This window comes from Rhizobium sp. No.120, from assembly GCF_054558365.1.
On record NZ_BAAJNQ010000005.1, the window covers coordinates 333,816 to 352,340 of the forward strand.

Sequence of the window (18,525 nt, forward strand, 5' to 3'; positions counted from 1 at the left end):
AATGATTTTCATTCCGCTTCCATTCGTCGTCGCAATTTTGCTCGTCATTCTTTTCGTTGTGGTCCGGAGCCGTGACGATAGCCCCTCACCCAATCTCCCTTTCCAGGCGCTCATCCTGGTGAGTACGTTTCAGGCCGTGCTTTCCGGATTGCGCTGGGGCTATGCCATTCTACCTGTCATGTACGTCATGCCGGTCGCGGCTGCGATGGTGCCGCCGCTTGCCTATCTCGGCGTCGCCAGGCTGGCACGCAAAAGCACGCTTTCCATGGTTCAGCAGATCTGCCTGCATGCGTTTCCAGCGGGGCTCGTTATCGTGCTGATGGCAATATGGCGCGACGCTATCGATATCGTTATCATTCTTACCGAGTTCGGCTATGCAGCGGCAATCCTGCTTCTCATGCGATCGGGCGCGGATGCGCTGCGCCTCGCTCCGTTCGAAAACGCTGGCCCGACCTACAGAGCCATCCTCTTTGCCGCCGGTGCTCTCCTCCTCCTGGCCGCGATCGATATCTTCATCTGGCTGAACCTTGCCTGGACCGATGGCGAATATACGGTAAAGGTCATCAACCTCGGAAATCTTCTGGGATTGGCAGCACTGGCCGCCGCTGTGGCGGCAAGCAGCCGCAGCCATGCGCCAGCCGAGAAGGCTGAGAACGTACGTCCGCCTGAACTCGTTGAAGACGCGCAGACGCTCTCTGCCGTTCAGACATTGATGAAAGACAGGCACGCCTATCGCGATGTCGATCTCAATCTGGACCGGTTGGCGCGCAAGCTTGCGATTCCCGCCCGGCAGATTTCCGCAGCCATCAACCGCGCAACCGGCAAGAACGTCTCGCAATATGTCAATGAGCACCGGATCGCCGAAGCCTGCTTGCTGCTGGCGGAAACCGAAAAGCCGGTGACGGAAATCATGTTCGATGTCGGTTTTCAGACCAAATCGAATTTCAATCGCGAGTTCCGGCGGGTAACAGATACGACGCCGCTAGAATGGCGCGACAGGTCGCGCAGACCTTCCGGTTGATTTCGGCCACATCAAAGGCTGACTTAATCGCGATTAAGCACGATCCGGATCATGTTCGAGGTCTCCGTTTCCCCGTCGGATGGCCATGCTCTTTCTCATGAGCACCGTCACCGATCACGACCAAAGACTTGCCGCCACGCTGACCACCCTCTCCCTGGAGCGGCGGCACATAACACAGGATCCGCCGCGCGCTCCAAGGCGGCGGGCCATTCCCCTCCTGAGCCTGGCATTGGTTGCGGCGGCCACTGGCCTGATCATCGTCGTCTATCGTCCCAACATATTCCATCCATCGGGAACGCCTCTCTCTTCCATACCGGCCTTGCGGAGCGAGCCACGCGCAACGGAAACCTCCCGAGCTGAGGACACAAATGAAAGGGACAGCAAGCTGGATGTCATAAACAAACGGGTCGGCGAGATAACCGGTGCCGGGATTGTCGTTGCTCCGCGCAGCACGACGATCTTTTCCAAATATGAGGCCAGAATTACCGATGTCGCCGTCGAGCTCGGCGACCGGGTCGAAGCCGGCCAGCGCCTGATTGTACTCGATGATGCAGTCGCTCACATCGCGCTAGAAAAGGCTGAAGCCGCGCGGGCCGCTGCCGATCTGGCTCTCAAGTTGCGTGATATCGATCTCGTGCAGGCGCGTGCATCCCTCACCCGCCTTGAAAGCCTTGCCAGCCGCGATGTAGCCTCACGACAACAACTGGAAGAATCGAGAACCGCCTTTGCGCGTGCATCCAACGGCGTAGCGCAGGCCCGACAGGATCTCGCCACGGCCGAACTCGGTATTCGCTCCGCCGAGGAGCCACTGACGGAACTGACGGTGCGCGCGCCATTTGCCGGGACGGTGACACGGCTCAACGCCCATGTCGGTGACAGTGTGCTTGCCCGTGCTGACAGCGTGCGCGAAAACCAGAGCCTGCTCGTCATTACCGATACCGCCAGCATGGCGATCGACGCCGACGTAGCGGAAACCAACATTGCATTGCTCAGACCGGGCCTGCGGGGCGAAGCCGTGCTCGACGGATTTCCCGATCGAGCCTTTGCAGTCGAGGTGATGCGGCTCGCGCCCATTGCCTCGGTCGAAAAGGGCACGATCACGGTTCGCCTTTCCCTCATCGATCCGCCGAAAGGCATTCGGCCGAACATGGCCGCCCGCATCCGTATTCCCCTTGCAGACACGATCGCTGAGAATGGAGACAGCAAGCCATGACCCAGGACGCCTATATCGAGCTTAAAGAGGTGCGAAAGGCCTATCGTATCGGCAAGGAGGATATCTCCATTTTCTCGGGCCTGGACCTTGCCATTCCGCAGGGCGATTTCGTCGCGATCATGGGACCATCGGGATCGGGCAAATCGACGCTGCTCAACATGCTGGCCGGCATTGATCGGCCGGACGCCGGAAGTCTCAGCATCGGTGACTATCGACTCGACTGGATGGGCGAACGCGCGCTCTCTTCCTGGCGAGCGCACAATATCGGCATCGTCTTCCAGTTCTACAATCTGCTGCCGATGCTGACCGCGGCAGAGAATGTCGAGCTGCCGCTCCTCCTGAAGCCCCTGAGCGCAAAGGAGCGGCGTGACCGGGTCGGCACGGTCCTCGATCTCGTCGGCCTTGCCGGCAGGGAAAAGCAATATCCTTCTTCCATGTCCGGCGGGCAGCAGCAGCGCGTCGGTATTGCGCGCGCGATCGTTTCCGATCCTGGCCTGCTGCTCTGCGACGAGCCTACCGGCGATCTCGATCGGGCCTCCGCCGACGATGCGCTGCAGATGCTCGCCTTCCTCAATCGCGAACTGGGAAAGACCGTCATCATGGTAACCCACGACCCACAGGCCGCAGGCGCCGCGAGACGGACGCTGCATCTCGACAAGGGGCAATTCATCGAAGCGGAGAAAACTGCCTGATGACCTTCCTCGACCTCGCTCGAAAGAATGCCTGGCGAAAACCGCTGCGCACCATTCTCCTCATTGTCTGCATCGCCGTCGCCTTTCTGATCCATGGGTTGACCGCCAGCTTCCTGGCTGGATCGCAGGGCGTCTCGGCCGCCAGCGACAATATTCTCGGCGTCATGAGTGCCGGCGGGCGCGGGCAGCCATTGCCTATGGCCCACCGCGCCCGCATCGCAGCCGATCCCGATGTTGCAGCGGTCGGTTATATGACGCGCCTGCGCGGCTACATCGATGTCGAAAAGAACGTCGTACCCATCAGCGCCGTCGATCCGGCGCTAATGATGGAAACCAACGGTCGGGAACTCGCCCTTACGCCCGATCTGCTCGAGGCGATCGGCCAGGGTCGCGACCGCGTGCTGGTCGGACGGGCGCTCGCCGAAGCCGAAGGCTGGTCTGTTGGCCAAAACATCACCGTCACCGCCTTTCAGATGGCGAAGCAGGGCGGCGGCCGCGACTGGCGCTTCGAGATTGCCGGGATTTTCGAGGGCGAAAGCGCCAGCACCGACACCTATTTCACCATCGCGCGCTACGATTACGTCAATGCAGCACGCGCGAGAGACAGGGACACGGCGGATGCATTCATCGTCAAGCCACGCTACGGCGTTTCGCCGGGAGTTCTGGCCGCCCATATCGACGCGCTCTTCGCCAACTCTGCGGCACCCACGCGCACTCAGTCCGAAAAGCAGTTTCTCGAAGCCTTCCTGCGCCAGTATGCCGATATCGGCCTCATCGTCGATCTGGTCACGGGGGCTGCCTTCGCCACGCTGCTGATGATCGTCATCAACACCATGGTCTTCGCCGTGCGCGAACAGACATTCGAAATCGCCGTCCTGAAAACGCTGGGCATCTCGCGCATGACGATCCTCACCCTCGTCCTCGGCGAAACACTGTTCATGTTCATCATCGGCGAAGCCATCGGGCTGGCTCTGGCCAGAGCCGGAGCGATATTTGCTGGCCCATCGCTCGGTCTTGTCTTCTCTCCGGTCGTGCTGCTGCATGCAACGGCGATCATGCTTGTCCTTGGACTTGCAACCGGCCTCGTGCCGGCCGTCAACGCCATGCGAACCCCCATCATGAAAGCCTTCCGAACGAGGTAACCGATATGTTCATCCAAATCAGACAGATCATCGTTGCGGTAAGAACCGCGCTCGGCAGCATGAAGCGACGCGTGGCAATTTCGCTCTCCATGGCATTGTCGGTATCGCTCGTCGTCATCGTGCTCATAGGCTTCCTAGCAATGGCGAGCGGCTTCGAGAAAGCCCTCACCGGCGCGGGTTCGCCGCTGGTCGCCGTCGTGCTCGGCGGCGGCACAAACCAGGAGACCGGCTCCGATATATCAGCCGATGCGATCCGTAACCTCAAGGCCAGCGGCGGCGATATCGGGGTCCTTCGGGATTCGGCCGGAAATCTTGTTGCATCCCGCGAACTCGCGATCCCCGTCGATGTCGCCAGCAAAGGAGATAGAAGCTCAAGGACCCTTGCCCTGCGTGGCATGGATGGCAGCGGTCTTTCGATCCGGAGCGGTATCGTCCTTTCGCAGGGAAGGTTGTTTGCGCCCGGTGCCAGAGAGATCGTCGTCGGAGCGGGCATCGCCCGCGATTATCCCGGCTTCGGCCTCGGCGCCAAGGTGCGGCTCGGCACCGTCGACTGGACCGTGGTCGGACACTTCACTGCCAATGGCAGCGCATTCGAATCGGAAATCTGGGGCGATATCGATGCGGTGCGTGCCGCCTTCGACAGGCAGGGCGAGGTGCAAAGCCTGCGATTGCGACTTGCCGATCCATCCTCCCTTGCCAAGTTGAACGCCAGGCTGACGACGATTACGGAGACGCCGCTGACGGCAGTTTCCGAGGCTGGACTTAATGCATCGCAGGCTGGGCGCATGGCCGATCTCATACGCCTGTTCGGCTGGCCGATCGCCCTGCTGATGGCGATCGGGGCAACCACCGGAGCACTCAATACGATGATGAGCTCCATCTCGGACAGAACGGTCGAGATCGCGACCATGCGCGCACTCGGCTTCAGCCGGCTATCCGCTTTTCTCGCAACGTGGTTCGAGGCCGCGCTCTTGGCTGGGGCCGGAGCGGGCATCGGCGTCTTTGCATCGCGGCTTGTCTTCGAAGGGTGGCGCGCCAGCACCATAGGCGCTAATGATGCCATCATGGCTTTTCACCTTACCGTCACGCCGCAAGTCATGCTGACCGGCGGTATACTTGGCCTTTCGATCGGACTCCTTGGCGGCGCGCTTCCCGCACTGGCCGCAAGCCGGTTGCCGCTGATCGCTGCCTTGAGAGCCCGTGGATAGGCTGATTGTCCGGAGCGTGGCTGTTCTCAGATCACCAAACTCGCCGCGGCCGTCATACCCTTAACCAGTTTTTAATCATCAAGTTGAAGCAGCAACTATCCTCGGATAAGGGAGGGGATCGCCCCTCTGTCGCTGCATGGATAGCAAATTGGGAATGGAAAATTTACCTCAATTGCTTAAATTCATGGAGGATTATGCCGATCGCATCGTTCCGGTCGCGTTGCTGTTGCTTGCCGCCGAGATTATCTTTCCGAAATCCCGCAACAGCTATGCATCGAAACTTCGCGGAATAATCTTCTGCGTGACGAACATCCTCATAACCAAGGCAAGCCTGACCCTATTCAACTGGTTTTGGGCTGGCATCGGCATAAAGCCGTTGTTTGCGATAGACCTGACGTTCCTCTCGAAGTTTTCGACCGCATGGCCGCTGCACCTGCTAGGCGCCATAGCTGCATCATTTATCGTTCTGCAGGTCAGCGAGTTCTTCTACTACTGGTTCCATCGGCTACAGCATAGCAACAGCTTCTTCTGGCGCTTCCATGCCGAGCATCATTCGCTCGAGGAAATGAGCGCCTTCAACAGCAATCATCATTTCAGTGAGGAGATCTTCAGAATTCCGTTCCTGATTATTCCCGTCTCGCTGCTCTTCGATTTCAAGCAGGATTATGTTCCCTGGATCTGGGTGTTCTTCGTTCGGTGGCAAGGTTATTTCGAACATAGCTCGACGCGTCTGAATCTGGGCTGGGTTCGCTACATCTTTCCCGACAACCGGTTTCATCGTATTCACCATTCGATCGAACGCCGGCATTTCAACAGGAATTTCGGCAGCGGCTCCGCGATCTGGGACACTCTGTTCGGGACGGCATACTATCCGAAAGCCCAGGAATGGCCCGATGTCGGCCTACCCAATATCCGGGAGCCACAGAACTTGACCGAATTTCTCGTTCGTCCCTTTCGAAGCGGCAGACACAGCTAGAATGCCGTTGCTTTGCACAATCGTACTCAGATTTTAGCCTCACCTTGTTCCAAAAGCGGATCGTCATTAGAATTTTAGGCAAACCTAAAAGCAGTCATCAAGACAATCGTTCTACCTTGGGTATGTCTGGCCGAACGCAGCTCGGCGGCACCATGACAGTGCCAAGGCATCCTCCCCAGCCGGGTTTCGCCTCAGACGTTTGCACTTTTGAACGGGGAGTCCCTGAAGGGACAAAGTGCTCAATGCCTCTATCAGCATTTCTTCGCCGCGGCACAATGGCGGTCCGCGTGCACGATACCTTATGCACGTTCCTTGACGGAACAATCGTCGCACGGGCAGATAATTGGCGCCCCCTTCGCGACAGCGACAATACACGCCGCGCGCTCGGTCATACCTCATATCGCGGCGAATTGGTGCCGGTTTACGATTTGGCCGCCCACATGGGCAACAAGCCCTCACGGAGCTGCGAACTTGCCATCGTCAGGACGACTGGAGGCTATGTGGCATTCCTGATTGACGAATTCATCGGCAGCACGTCGGCAGCGAGCGAAGCCATAAACCTTTCGCAGCTCCACATTTTCGATCGCGACCGCGTGGCTGTATAGTGACGTTTTCTCCGCGCCAAGGAATGCTGCGTCTCCCACGGTACAATGTCTGGCGATCGTTCTTCTGTTATTTCGTCTTCTGCCTGCGTTTCGCCGAGGGTTTGATCGGCTCTGCCTCGGGCTGAGCCAATCGAAGCGCGCGGAGCTTCTCGGTCTTTTTCTCGCGATCGGCAGTTTCGGCTGCGGTGATCTGCCTCGCCGCCATATCCGTTGCCGATGCCTTGTCTTGAAGAGTTTGCTTACCCTGTTTGAAAAACTTCTCTTTTGTGGCGGCCATGATGTCTCCTGGCGAAAGGTAAGAGGGTACGATCAGCGCGACCGTGCAACCTTCTTTTTGGGCGCGGGAAGCAGGCCTTCGCGCTGGGCCTGTTTACGAGCGAGCTTACGACCCCGCCGGAGGGCATCTGCTTTTTCCCGAACCCGCTTTTCTGAAGGCTTTTCGTAGGATTGGCGAGCCCTCATTTCCCTGAAGAGCCCCTCGCGCTGCATCTTCTTCTTCAAAACCCGCAGCGCCTGATCGACGTTGTTGTCTCTGACATCTACTTGCAAAGTTGCTCCTTCAATCACCGCCTTCTGACGGTGATCATCGTTGAATTGATCCAGCTGGAAGACTTTGATTCTGCTTCGAAGCCAATAGTACGGGCTTTTGATGTCGACGCTTGAACGTCAATATCCGGCTGGAGAATACGGCGCTCAAAATTCTCGCCCTCAAACTGCACTCGGTATTGGGCGGCACCATCGGCCTCAGGCAAGCACGATACGATGCGACACATGCCAGAAGGGCCGGTATTTCCCATAATACCACGTTTCAAGACGATCGTGTCGCCAATCTGGTAGCGCAGGCCCTGCATATCGTTCTCCCATGGCCAAAATAAAAGGCCGGGCGTTACCCCGACCTCTCAGCATCATCCGTCCGCACTGCCAGTACATCCGTGGTCAGCGCGTCTGAATGACAAAATCAAGCCGCCTGCAGATTATCAGCGGAGCTCTTGCCGGACCTACGGTCCTGCACGATGTCATAGCGAATTTTCTGTCCATCGCTCAGCGAACGCATTCCAGCTCGCTCGACGGCAGAAACATGCACGAAGACGTCTGCATCGCCGTTATCGGGCTGAATGAAGCCGAAGCCCTTGGTGGAGTTAAACCACTTAACTGTGCCAGTGTTCATAACGATTTCCTTTCATAGCAATCGTTGTTGCTCCCGCGATACCTTGCGGGATTAGATCGATTTTTGAGAGGGAATCCGAGGAAGAGCACTGCGCCCTTGAGCGACGTCACAAGCAATGGTCGATAAGCCTAACATAGACTCTATTTCAGATTTTGCAATAAGAGCTTTGGAAATATTACCTCAGCGGCATTTCGGACTGTCTGCGCAAGATTGTTCGACGTAACACAGAACCGATGGAACCACGCCAATCCCGTCCATTTCTCTGTTGTTCAGAGGATTTCGAACAGCTCGTATTTTACGCCGCCCGGAAAGCGGCCGCCCTTCCCAACGGAAACGATCGCGTTGATCCATGCATAGGCGGGCGAGGCGGTTTCGAAATAGGGGGTTGTTCGAAGATAGTATTCCGAAGGGTCGACGGGTTCGCCGCGTCCCAAGCGCTCGGACACTTCGGCCGATGCATGGCGGACACCACGATAGGTCATCAGAATATGGGCGCCATCCTCAACCTCGAGCAGAACGCGCACATTCTGCTGGAATGTTCCGTCCTGTCGAGTGACCAGCAGATCCGATCCGATCAACGGTGAGACCCTGCCCCTGAGGCGCTCTCCCCCGAAACGGCCGCCCGAAACCGGAAAGATGCGGCGTGCGCCTGCGGGACATGGACCGATATCGATCGTTGGATGAAGTTCAAGATACAGCGTAAATAGAGGACGCGATTGCAGCTCCATGACAGACTCCCCATTTATGGAGCGCGTGATCGCCTCCACTTCTGGGGAGCATCAAACTACGATAATCTCGACACGCAAAACGGGCATTCCTTACTGTTATCATAAGTGAAACTACATATGCGCCCTTCACTCGACTCCCTGAAAGTCCTTGAGATCTGCGTCGCTTCCGGCAGTTTCGCCCGTGCGGCCGAGCGTTTGTTTCTCACCCCTACAGCAGTCAGTCTGCGCATTCGCATCCTTGAGGAAGCGCTGGGTGAGCCACTTTTCATTCGGCGAGGACCACGTGTAGCGCCCACCCCGAAAGCTATGTTGCTTGCGAAAGGCGTACGACGTGGCTTGGATGAAATTGCCGCCGCATTGACCGCTTTCGGAGCGGCATCCCCTCCTCTGCGGATAACCGCACCCCCCACCCTCGCAAGCCGCTGGCTTGCACCGCGCCTTTCCAGCTATCAGCGCTGCGAAATCGAACTCGACGTTTCGACCGAAATTCGTGACCCTTCAGATTTCGACGTTGCCATCCGCACTGGAGCCGGCGACTGGCCGGGTCTGCGGGGCTTTAGATTGTTTCCCGTACAATTGGCACCGCTACTGGCTCCTTCCCTTGCCGCAATGCTGGAACCTCTCACACCCGAGACACTGGCAACTCTGCCACTCTTGCCGCACCCAGATTGGGAAAGATGGTTTGTGAGCGCAATCGGCCATGTCCCGCCCGGGTTGAACTTCACTCGAGTCGAATATCCGAATCATGAGCTCAATGTGAACGCCGCCTGTGCGGGTGAAGGCGTTGCGCTCGTGCCGCCCGGTTTCTTCGAGCCCATCGTCAAATCGGGCGCACTGATGGCGCCCTTCGACAAGGTGCTTGAAGGTCCCGACTGGCACTTCGCACTTATACGCAATGACGATGGCAGACCAGGGCCGAAGGAATTCTGTGACTGGCTTTACGAGCACAGTCGCAGAATGTCCGCCGCACTTGAGATACATGGCGCTGGGGTGAAGGCTTGAATGAAATCAGGAACTTCCGACCGTCGGATTGCGACTGCCTCATCCGGCATTCCGGGAAATATTTTCTCTATAATCCGGTTATTTTGGCAACCCTGGCGATCGCCAGGGTCTCCGTTACCAGATATTGTCGATCAAGGTACTAGACAATCGAATTTCGACGGACGTAGATTAGCCGGATGAACGCGCAGCGGATAATAAAGGCGATCACAGGCTTGATCTCCTCCACCGGAACGTCAACGCCGACGGCCTTCCAACGGGTGTGGAACTGATGAATGCGGTATGATCCGAATATATCCCGATCGCGCTGGCCGCTCCCATTTCGTCAGCAATCATGGGAGACATTGATCGCTCTGGTATCCGTCATCCTGCTGGTCGGGATCGTATGTGCCAACCTGCCTAGCACTTGGACAGCAGAGCGAAACGCATCGGCGTCTTCTTCGAACCAGGCTCGACATTGACCGATTGAAATTGCTGCACTGCTCATACGAAGCGATGGGAATTCTTTGACGGATCGACCTGCTGCATCCCATAGCCGCTTCCGACGGTTACGAAGGCGCGAGCTGCGTTAGCTCAATCCCTGCCTTCCATCACGGAACTCAACCTTCAGGGCGACGGATCCTCCATGTTCCCGATTGAAGCCGCGCGCCTAGGACTTTGGTCTGATATTAATCGCGACCCATGTCCTAAACGTACACGACTGAAGCCTAAGGAAAGGAACAGACTGCGGCGAAGCTCTGTTTTACCGACAGCTCCGTCAATGACGGACGAATAAAAGGTGAAAGGAGATTCTGATGAAAACGAAGGTACTTAGTGTTGCGGCACTCGCGCTTGGCCTGACCGCCGGATGTGCTTTTGCCCAATCGTCGACCGTCACCGGCGCCGCAGGTGGCGCGGTTACCGGAGCCGTTGTTGGTGGCCCGGTCGGGGCCGCCGTAGGCGGCGTTGCTGGCGCCATAGCCGGCACGGCGATCGATCCGCCGCCGCAGAAGGTCGTCACCTACGTCCGCGAACAGCCCCTGCCCGAAGATGAAACGGTTGTCCGCGAACGTGTAGTGGTCGGCCGGCCTTTGCCGGAAACGATCGTCGTGCGAACAGTTCCGCAAAATCCGAAATATGCCTATGCGATCGTCAATCACGAACGCGTGATTGTCGAACCTTCCTCCCGCAAGGTCATCAAGATTCTGAACTAACGATCGTGGAGAGCGGGAAGCCGCTCTCCACCCCTCCTCCTACCGGGGATGGCTATATCATTTCCAATGAGAGAGTGGCCTGCTTGCCTGCTTCCGATTGTCCCGAAACCATGAACTTCCTCGCAGTGGTTTGCACAGCAAATTGCCTATCGCCGGATCGAACAGCGTCTGGGGCGGAAGGTCCGACCCGGCGATAGAGCCGGTGGGCGGACCGGCTAGCGAATGGCACGCGTGCGCGCCAAACTCATAAATCGAAGCTCATAAGAGGTAGTCGCAGACGACCCCCACCACATGCCCGTTGATAGCCACCTTTACCCAAGCACTGTAAGGCGGCGCCTCAATCGTCGGTTAATTGCGTGCTCTCAGATGGTGCCGTATTTCCCGATTGCTTTTCCAATGCATCGCGGACTTCCGCGATTTTTCCGGTATTCGTTCCAACTCCGAGGATGCTCTTTGCTTCCGCAAGCGTCTCGTTCGTTACCGGCTTGTTGGACAGCTGCGCCAGCGCAGAACGCAAGGCATTGTCACTGAGGGCCGGATCCGTGGGCACAGCCGTCGTTCCATACTGGATTTCGAACTCCGCATATGCCTTCACATAAGCCGAAAGCGCCGCCATCTTCGGATCTTTCGCGTTCAAGTAGGCGTGATAGTCTCGCTTGAGCGAGCTCAGGCTGCCTGCACCGGGTTTTGAGACATGGCTCTTGGAACTTGCACTATGGGATTTGGAGTGCTTGTCCGCATGGTGCCCCAGCACCGACGATGAGGCGCCTTGTGCTGTCGCCGAATTCGTCGAAGAGCTGCTTGCATCGTCGCCCCCAGACTTTTCATGGCCGGAATTTCCCTCACCATGGCCGCCGTTACCATTGCCATGACCGCCGCCGTCTCCGCCCTTCGCGAATGCCGTCTGCACGAAACCGACGGCAGCTCCTCCGATGGGAACGAATGCGAGCACCAGGCCGATGCTTGTCGCACCAATTATGGAATGGATCTTCATGCACATTTCCTTCGTAAGATGTCCGCCCGTCGAGCGGTCATATCCACCAAATCATGCGCACTAGAATATTGCCGAAATCCAAGCTTTCTACATCAGTCCGACCTATGCCTTTGATGTTAAGACCATGGTCTGATTGATCCTGCCCTATGGTCGCTTAGATTGGCGGCCGGCGATACCTCTTGGGATAACCCAACCGTTGACACTCCATTCCACTGGGATAGCTATAGAGGGTTGGGAGATCAGTGCCGGTTATGCCAGTGTCACGAGCGAATCATAAATACAAACTCTCGCCAGCAAGCCTTATCGAACGCTGGAATTCCCAATCCTTGGCCAGGCAGTTCCTGTTCGCCGGTGGCTTCGTCGCTCTCTGTGCGATGCTCGTTGTCGGCTCCTTCGTTGCCAATCTGATCGAGAATGCGGTGACACGCAATTCCGCGGCAACGACTGCCCTCTATGTCGACAGCGTCATTGCTCCACTCCTGCCCGATATGCAAACCACTCAGGTTTTGGACGATACGGTAACGCGCGCCCTTGATGAGACCCTGGGCCAAGGCGCGCTTGGCACACGGCTGTTTTCTTTCCGGCTCTGGCGCGACGATGGGACGATCCTCTATTCCAATAACAAGGATCTTTCCGGCAAGCGATTTCCGCTCTCGGATAGTCTTCACAAGGCTTTTTCGGGCCGAATGGTCGCTAAATTCAACCAGATCGACGATGTAGAAAGCGTCGCCGAACGCAATAGCGGCAAACCGCTTCTGGAAATCTACAATCCGGTGCTTCAACCATGGTCGGGCAAGGTCGTGGCCGTCTCCGAGTTCTACGAGGTCGCCAACGATTTCGAGGGGAGCCTTACGCAGGCCCGCCTGTTAAGCTGGCTTGTCGTTGCCTTGTTCACACTGACATTCTTCGCCCTTCTATCGATCATCGTCCTGCGCGGCAGCCGCACCATCGACAATCAGCGCAAGGCGCTCAATGGCCGCATCGGCGAATTGTCGGCGCTTCTTCGACAGAATGAGGCGTTGCGTGCGCGCGTTCAACGCGCGACCCAGCGCTCCGCTGCACTGAACGAGAGCTATTTGCGCCGCATCGGCGCCGATCTGCATGATGGCCCCGCCCAATTGGTCGCTTATGCCTCCTTGCGGCTGGACAGCCAGACCCTCATCAGCCCCACCGCCTCGCCAGAGGAGCGCGAGGCATCGCTGCAGACAATCAAATCCAGCCTTGACGACGCCATGACCGAAATCCGGGGCATCTGCAGTGGACTGATGCTACCGCACATCGAGACGGACAATCTGACAGATCTTTTGAAACGGGCAATTCGAGCCCATGAGCAACGTACAGGTGTCGCCGTCGCGCTGATGGTCGGGGCAACGCCGGCAGACCTTTCGACGTCCGCAAAAATATGCGTCTATCGCTTTGTGCAGGAAGCCTTGAACAACGGCTATCGCCACGCAGGCGGAATCGGGCAAAAGGTCGTGCAGACCTTCAAAGACGGTCAGGTCGTGATCGAGGTTGCCGATGAGGGACCGGGATTTGATTCGAAGGAGGTCGGCCCGCAAAAGCTTGGGCTTGCTGGCCTTAGAGATCGGGTCGAAAGCCTCGGCGGCACGTTTCAGCTTTTGTCGTCGGGCCGAGGTACCATCGTCCGCATGTCCCTGAGCATCGAGGAAATGGAGCAGACATGACAGCAGCAATCACTTTGGCGGTTGTAGACGACCACCCTCTCTTCAGGGAGGGCGTTATCCGCAGCCTGACCGAAATGGATGGATTCAGCATCGTCGGTGAGGGCAGCAGCAAGGATGATGCGTTGCGCATAGCGCTGCAACAACGTCCGGACATCCTATTGCTCGACATTTCTATGCCGGGAGGAGGACTGGATGCCCTCTCTCTTATCCTCGGCCAGATACCCGATCAGAAGATCGTGATGCTGACAGTCTCCGAGGCAAGCGACGATGTGATGGCGGCGCTCAAGAGCGGTGCGAAGGGCTATGTTCTGAAAGGCGTCGGATCACGGACACTCGCCGATATCCTTCGCGGTATCGCTGCCGGCGACAGTTATGTCGCCCCGACTCTATCAGCGCGTCTGATTTCGGAAAACGGAACCAGTTCCCGGGCCAATCCCTTCAGCGCATTGACGGATCGCGAGCGGGAAGTACTGGAACTGGCTTCCGCCGGATTGAGCAACAAACATATTGGCCTGAAGCTCGATCTGCACGAAAAAACCATCAAGCATCATATGACGCAGATCTTTGCCAAGCTCGAAGTGAGCAATAGAACGGAAGCTGCGATGGCATTCCGGGATGAACTCGAAAGGCGGCGTCAGTGAAGGAACGATTTGAGCCGCTGCTCATCGGCGGTTGTCGCGTTGCGATTGATGATGGTGCGGCCCTTTGAATCCTTCATCACATAACGTCCGCTCTGTATATTTTCGCTCATGCCGTCCTTGTGTTGAACGCTAATCGAGCCCCCGCCATCATCGGAAGATTGGTCGGAATCGACCTGGCTTTGCGTAGCGCTCTTGGTTGCGGATGATCGGCCATTGGCATTGCCGTTTCCATTATTGCCATTCCCGTTCCCGCTATTGCCGTTTCCGCCTCCATTGCCGCTGTTGCCACCACCGTTCCCGTTACCTCCTCCGTTCCCGTTACCTCCCCCATTACCATTTCCGCCGCCGTTACCACCACCATTGCCGTTGCCACCTTTGGCCTCGGCTATCTGCTGCGCGAATATCGCAGAAGCACCATGAATTTTGACGGTATAGGGAAGTGCCGTGTTGACCAGTGTCAGCAACAGACATGGTAAGGCAGCAATAAGCTTCCGACGCAACAACACCACCTAAAGCCTCCTGAGGCTCCTACGACGAGCGCCACCGTTCCATGGGCTCGAAACGCCTCGGCTATCGCCGATTGGCAAGGGTCTGATCCATATCAAATCGCCGCTACGTCGCGAAGGGTCAAGTCTTATCGCATGGAAAATACGGCATTTGGACTTCAGTAATCCACGCCATGACCTTCCGCCGTGGCGTCATCAGACCAAGGTCGGAGAAAGCACCGGACCGAAGCCCAATTGCATGATCGTCTTATTGAAACTGACATCAGCTAGTCAATATGACTGCGAGCAAACCAAAGCCTCATCGGCGCAAAATAAGCCGGTCGAGAACCAACAGCGTATCTGTAAATGCAGCACACCATGCGTCGATGCTCGCGCAATCCATCCGACAAAAGGGGGTAATGCGATGACCCAATACTGGAGGATATATCTGGCACGGGTCATCCCGCCGGGAGCAATATTGGATTTCTCGGCCGCCGAATTCGCAGTCCAGGTTGCGATCAATTTGCGGTATTGCCTGAATCTCGTCCGCCCGACGTCTGAATGCATCGAATTGGTCGAACTCGTGCTGCTGCGCGCCGAAAATTACGGCGAGGCCAGAATGGGCCATAGTCCACGGTCGTTCGCCGAGGCAGAGGAAGCACTTGCCAATGCAACGAGACTACTTGAGATTGAACTTGAATATTGCGCGAAACGAGGCAAGAGAGACCGCCGCGATCAAGCCGCCTAAATCTCAGTCACGCTACCTGGTGAATAACAGCAGGAAAACTGCGCCGATCGTCAGGTTGGGGGCGACCAATGACGCTACGCGCGGCATCTATCGGCTATGACTTTGTCGCAGAACGCTAGCGACATCACTGGCCCAACAGTTCCTGCGGCGGCGCATACCCTCAAGGTATGCGCGCGAAAGGAAGGCTTAGTTGCCGCGAGCTCCTTTGACGGCGAACGGAATGTGCGAGCGGGAAATGCCGAGATCACGAAGAACATAATCGTCCAGGGCGGAAAGCTCGCGCATTGCTCTGCGCTGTTCGCTAAAGCGTTTAATCTTCTCTAATACTTTCATTTTGCCATCTCCTTTGTTTGCGCGGAAGAGATAGGCATTTACCCGCCTAAATAAAATGCATATGCCTGCAAGTTAGCCATGCTGCTTTTGCAAGGCTCATATCACCGGCCACGACCAAAGCGCCTGCACGCCACGAACTTAAAGAACCCGTCCCAGATTCGCGCGCAATGTGGCAGCACGCTCCTGCGATATCACCGCCCGTCGCGGATATGCGGCGTTACGCCACGACGCCAGTACGGCCAAGTCGCGTCTGCGGGCTTAGGCGTCCTTCCAGTTAGAAAATGTCGCGGCCTGGCCGCGCAAATTGCCTTCGCGATCTACAAGTTGCCAGACGATACCCTCCTCGATCCAAAACCGCCGTCCGGATTTAGCAATCCTCAGACCGCGATAGTCAGAGATGAAACCATTGCGCGTTACGGCATCCAGCAGTTGCTGGCGCTCTGCCCGGTTGGGAAGCTCCGCCGAAAGCCGCGAGGGAAGCGTTACGAACTCATCCCAGGGATATTCGAAACAATTCTGGGCGGCCTTGTTGGCATAGACGAAACGCGGATCAGCATCCGTATTATGGGCAAGGACCACGAAAGGCGCCTCGTTATACAGCCAAACAGGCCCTGCTTGCGGATTGACAAGCGGAATGCCGACAATGCGTTGAAAACTGCCGGTCAGAAGTTCGAAAAAGGCTTCGTCAACCGATAAGTCGACGGCGTTGCTTTCAGGCCTGTCAGTCATCTGTTTTCTTCCCGCAGTCATGTCATCGACCGGAGCGACATCTATCAAATCGCGCTAAGGATCAAAAGCAGGGCGGGCGGGAAGATACGAGCATCCGTGATCAACTTTTCCGCGAAGCCGCAGTTGCGAGTGCCGGCCAATAAACAGATCGCGGCCGCTCGCCAGCCGCTAAGGACGCCCGCTTCTCTCAGCCTACCCGCCGACAGCGCGTCGACAGAACTCGGTCACGGCTGCGACAAGCCTGGGCCGATCGACTTCGGAGCCATCGGCCAGACAGTCATCTACAGCACCATGCATGGCATTGAACAGCATGACCGCCGTAAGCCTGGCATCGACGAACGAGAATGCGCCGGCGGCATGGCCCTCGCTAAGAAAAGCGGCAAGTCGGCTGACGAGAGGATTGGCGCGTTTCATATCCCGCTTCACGGGCTGGAACTGATGAAACACCAGATCATGGAGCTTGAACTCATCAAGATAGCCGAGCACGCAGGCCTGCATCCAGACATCAAGCCTTTGCATCCAGTCCTTGCTGGCAGCCGCACGGGCCGCAGCGTCGATTCTTTCGCAAAAGAGTTCGACGAAACGTACCTTTAAGGCTTTGAGGACATCATCCTTGGTTTGAAAATAAAGATAGAAAGTCCCCTTGGCGACGTCAGCGGCATCGACTATTTCCGCGACGCTGGTCGCGGCAAACCCTTTCGCTAGAAACAGTCGCTGTGCGGCGTCCATCAATTCCTCACGGCGGATTTCCGGTGGCTTTGTGCGCGGACGCGGACGATCTGCAACGGTCACTGGCTCTCCTCGCTGTTTATTGGCTGTCGATGGTGAGACCCGCTGGAGAGAGAACGGTTGCACACAACCATCTGACCGCAAGCGAGCCTTTTTCAAAGACTTCTAATGGCATACCGAGCGGGAGATGAGCAAGGCTGCGCTGCACGGCGCCGACCGTCGGCATAGGGGCGACGATCGCGACGCCGAGAAGGGAGCGGCAGAGCGCTTCGCGAACAAGATCTATACGCAGCGTCAGCGTGGGCAGCGCAGCCGCGTCGTTTGGAGACGCAAATCCGCAAGTTGCTATCAAAAGGAGGGCAAACGGCTTTTCGCGCCTCAGCCAATGCTCAATCATATCCAGCCCTGCGCGTAGGCCATCCGCATCGAGCGGCGCTTCCGCGACCAGTATCGCCAGCGGCCAATGGGTCTCATCTCTCTCGGGTAACATGGGCACATCCACGATCACGACAATCCGCGCAAAGCAGTCAGACCTCGCAACGCTGTTCCGATGTGCAGTTGCTTTCCCTGCATTGCCGAAAGACAAGCAAGCCACATCGCGGCCTCGTTGGCGTCATCGAAAATCTGCGCGGGAACCCCGAATAGCTTTTCGGCATTCATGCGGCCCATGTCCTCAAGAGCTTCCGACGGCACTACGGTTGCGATGCCGATGACGAACCGCCTTATCCGGTCGCCATTGGTCTGAAGCCAGACCTTTGCATCTCTCGCACTGCTCTCGGGTCGTTGGAGCGCGTCGATATCCATGAAGACACGCAATGTCGAAAAGGATTCGCCACGGTCGAGCCAGGCGTTCCAGTCAGAGAAGAAGGTCATCTGCTCGCCGAACGAGATCGTGCCGCGAGCGGCCGTAAGCACGAGAGGCCAACGGCTGAGATCATGACGGATCATGGTCGGATATCCACCGTTACGACCGGATGGCAATAGCCTGCTCTATGCACTGCGATTTCCAACCTACTGGTACCGACGAACATTGCAGCCTCCTCAAACCTTGATGGCGACAATCAATATATGACTGACCGTCGGTCATTTGTAAAGAGAGCTGTGCCTGCGGCTCGGGCGTCGTAATAAACGTTCCATGATATACTCAACGCCCGACGTGGCTCAGGCGATCCAGCTGGGCGGAAGAATGATATCGACACGTCGGCGAGCGTCGTCGCCCGCTCGATGCGCCGCATG

Annotated in this window: 24 protein-coding genes; 12 read left to right on the forward strand and 12 right to left on the reverse strand. The window is 57.2% G+C overall.

Annotated elements, in window-relative coordinates; translation table 11 throughout:
• Nucleotide 1: 1 nt before the first annotated feature.
• From ACYJRZ_RS18150 to ACYJRZ_RS18180, 7 genes are all read left to right on the forward strand, one after another.
• The gene (locus ACYJRZ_RS18150; protein ID WP_459461210.1) at nucleotides 2-1,021 is read left to right on the forward strand and encodes a helix-turn-helix domain-containing protein; all 1,020 of its coding nucleotides are present in this window, start codon (nucleotides 2-4) and stop codon (nucleotides 1,019-1,021) included.
• 85 nt (nucleotides 1,022-1,106) lie between these two features.
• Nucleotides 1,107-2,234, forward strand: a complete 1,128-nt coding sequence (locus tag ACYJRZ_RS18155; RefSeq protein ID WP_459461213.1) for an efflux RND transporter periplasmic adaptor subunit — start codon at nucleotides 1,107-1,109, stop codon at nucleotides 2,232-2,234.
• Nucleotides 2,231-2,926, forward strand: coding sequence for an ABC transporter ATP-binding protein (locus ACYJRZ_RS18160; RefSeq protein WP_459461215.1), 696 nt, complete (start codon nucleotides 2,231-2,233; stop codon nucleotides 2,924-2,926). Before ACYJRZ_RS18155 ends, ACYJRZ_RS18160 begins: the two co-directional genes overlap by 4 nt.
• Nucleotides 2,926-4,068, forward strand: a complete 1,143-nt coding sequence (locus ACYJRZ_RS18165) for an ABC transporter permease (RefSeq protein ID WP_459461217.1) — start codon at nucleotides 2,926-2,928, stop codon at nucleotides 4,066-4,068. Before ACYJRZ_RS18160 ends, ACYJRZ_RS18165 begins: the two co-directional genes overlap by 1 nt.
• Before the next feature lie 5 nt (nucleotides 4,069-4,073).
• Entirely contained in the window at nucleotides 4,074-5,276 is a 1,203-nt protein-coding gene (locus ACYJRZ_RS18170) for an ABC transporter permease (RefSeq protein ID WP_459461219.1), read from the forward strand.
• Between the two features lie 154 nt (nucleotides 5,277-5,430).
• Nucleotides 5,431-6,252 (forward strand): sterol desaturase family protein, encoded by an 822-nt coding sequence (locus tag ACYJRZ_RS18175; protein ID WP_459461221.1) that lies wholly within the window; start codon nucleotides 5,431-5,433, stop codon nucleotides 6,250-6,252.
• Between the two features lie 287 nt (nucleotides 6,253-6,539).
• Entirely contained in the window at nucleotides 6,540-6,857 is a 318-nt protein-coding gene (locus ACYJRZ_RS18180) for a chemotaxis protein CheW (protein ID WP_459461223.1), read from the forward strand.
• A gap of 67 nt (nucleotides 6,858-6,924) precedes the next feature.
• On the opposite strand, the gene ACYJRZ_RS18185 is transcribed toward ACYJRZ_RS18180, so the two are convergent.
• From ACYJRZ_RS18185 to ACYJRZ_RS18205, 5 genes are all read right to left on the reverse strand, one after another.
• Nucleotides 6,925-7,134 carry a hypothetical protein gene (locus ACYJRZ_RS18185; protein WP_459461225.1) on the reverse strand — a complete coding sequence of 70 codons (210 nt, stop codon included), beginning with the start codon at nucleotides 7,132-7,134 and terminating at the stop codon, nucleotides 6,925-6,927.
• Nucleotides 7,135-7,166: 32 nt separating this feature from the next.
• On the reverse strand, nucleotides 7,167-7,406 hold the full coding sequence (rpsU, locus tag ACYJRZ_RS18190) for a 30S ribosomal protein S21 (RefSeq protein ID WP_459461227.1): 240 nt from the start codon (nucleotides 7,404-7,406) through the stop codon (nucleotides 7,167-7,169).
• A 14-nt stretch (nucleotides 7,407-7,420) separates the two neighbouring features.
• A complete protein-coding gene (locus tag ACYJRZ_RS18195; RefSeq protein ID WP_459461228.1) occupies nucleotides 7,421-7,708 on the reverse strand; it encodes a cold-shock protein in 288 nt (95 codons plus the stop codon).
• 107 nt (nucleotides 7,709-7,815) lie between these two features.
• The gene (locus tag ACYJRZ_RS18200) at nucleotides 7,816-8,025 is read right to left on the reverse strand and encodes a cold-shock protein (RefSeq protein ID WP_459461230.1); all 210 of its coding nucleotides are present in this window, start codon (nucleotides 8,023-8,025) and stop codon (nucleotides 7,816-7,818) included.
• 269 nt (nucleotides 8,026-8,294) lie between these two features.
• Nucleotides 8,295-8,753, reverse strand: coding sequence for a DUF3237 domain-containing protein (locus tag ACYJRZ_RS18205; protein WP_459461232.1), 459 nt, complete (start codon nucleotides 8,751-8,753; stop codon nucleotides 8,295-8,297).
• 117 nt (nucleotides 8,754-8,870) lie between these two features.
• Here ACYJRZ_RS18205 and ACYJRZ_RS18210 point away from each other — a divergent pair, with 117 nt between their 5' ends.
• Both ACYJRZ_RS18210 and ACYJRZ_RS18215 read left to right on the forward strand, forming a co-directional pair.
• Nucleotides 8,871-9,755 carry a LysR substrate-binding domain-containing protein gene (locus tag ACYJRZ_RS18210; protein WP_459461234.1) on the forward strand — a complete coding sequence of 295 codons (885 nt, stop codon included), beginning with the start codon at nucleotides 8,871-8,873 and terminating at the stop codon, nucleotides 9,753-9,755.
• Between the two features lie 791 nt (nucleotides 9,756-10,546).
• Nucleotides 10,547-10,945, forward strand: a complete 399-nt coding sequence (locus ACYJRZ_RS18215; protein WP_459461236.1) for a DUF1236 domain-containing protein — start codon at nucleotides 10,547-10,549, stop codon at nucleotides 10,943-10,945.
• 337 nt (nucleotides 10,946-11,282) lie between these two features.
• Here the strand turns inward: ACYJRZ_RS18215 and ACYJRZ_RS18220 are convergent, their stop codons facing one another.
• The gene (locus ACYJRZ_RS18220; protein ID WP_459461238.1) at nucleotides 11,283-11,939 is read right to left on the reverse strand and encodes a hypothetical protein; all 657 of its coding nucleotides are present in this window, start codon (nucleotides 11,937-11,939) and stop codon (nucleotides 11,283-11,285) included.
• Nucleotides 11,940-12,190: 251 nt separating this feature from the next.
• Between ACYJRZ_RS18220 and ACYJRZ_RS18225 the strand changes: the two genes are divergently transcribed.
• The gene (locus ACYJRZ_RS18225) at nucleotides 12,191-13,624 is read left to right on the forward strand and encodes a sensor histidine kinase (RefSeq protein WP_459461240.1); all 1,434 of its coding nucleotides are present in this window, start codon (nucleotides 12,191-12,193) and stop codon (nucleotides 13,622-13,624) included.
• Entirely contained in the window at nucleotides 13,621-14,265 is a 645-nt protein-coding gene (locus ACYJRZ_RS18230) for a response regulator (RefSeq protein ID WP_459461242.1), read from the forward strand. Before ACYJRZ_RS18225 ends, ACYJRZ_RS18230 begins: the two co-directional genes overlap by 4 nt.
• Here ACYJRZ_RS18230 and ACYJRZ_RS18235 read toward each other — a convergent pair.
• A complete protein-coding gene (locus tag ACYJRZ_RS18235; RefSeq protein WP_459461270.1) occupies nucleotides 14,259-14,771 on the reverse strand; it encodes a hypothetical protein in 513 nt (170 codons plus the stop codon). The genes ACYJRZ_RS18230 and ACYJRZ_RS18235 overlap by 7 nt on opposite strands.
• Before the next feature lie 151 nt (nucleotides 14,772-14,922).
• On the opposite strand from ACYJRZ_RS18235, the gene ACYJRZ_RS18240 reads away from it, so the two are divergent.
• A complete protein-coding gene (locus ACYJRZ_RS18240; RefSeq protein ID WP_459461244.1) occupies nucleotides 14,923-15,498 on the forward strand; it encodes a hypothetical protein in 576 nt (191 codons plus the stop codon).
• A 186-nt stretch (nucleotides 15,499-15,684) separates the two neighbouring features.
• Here the strand turns inward: ACYJRZ_RS18240 and ACYJRZ_RS18245 are convergent, their stop codons facing one another.
• The 5 genes from ACYJRZ_RS18245 to ACYJRZ_RS18265 form a co-directional block, all read right to left on the reverse strand.
• Entirely contained in the window at nucleotides 15,685-15,831 is a 147-nt protein-coding gene (locus ACYJRZ_RS18245; protein WP_459461245.1) for a DUF1127 domain-containing protein, read from the reverse strand.
• Nucleotides 15,832-16,089: 258 nt separating this feature from the next.
• Nucleotides 16,090-16,560, reverse strand: coding sequence for an MEKHLA domain-containing protein (locus tag ACYJRZ_RS18250; RefSeq protein ID WP_459461247.1), 471 nt, complete (start codon nucleotides 16,558-16,560; stop codon nucleotides 16,090-16,092).
• A gap of 192 nt (nucleotides 16,561-16,752) precedes the next feature.
• Complete coding sequence (locus tag ACYJRZ_RS18255; RefSeq protein WP_459461249.1) at nucleotides 16,753-17,352, reverse strand: TetR/AcrR family transcriptional regulator; 600 nt, start codon at nucleotides 17,350-17,352, stop codon at nucleotides 16,753-16,755.
• A gap of 16 nt (nucleotides 17,353-17,368) precedes the next feature.
• Nucleotides 17,369-17,797, reverse strand: coding sequence for a hypothetical protein (locus ACYJRZ_RS18260; RefSeq protein WP_459461251.1), 429 nt, complete (start codon nucleotides 17,795-17,797; stop codon nucleotides 17,369-17,371).
• Complete coding sequence (locus tag ACYJRZ_RS18265) at nucleotides 17,794-18,237, reverse strand: hypothetical protein (RefSeq protein WP_459461253.1); 444 nt, start codon at nucleotides 18,235-18,237, stop codon at nucleotides 17,794-17,796. The genes ACYJRZ_RS18260 and ACYJRZ_RS18265 overlap by 4 nt, the downstream gene beginning before the upstream one ends.
• Nucleotides 18,238-18,525 lie beyond the last annotated feature (288 nt).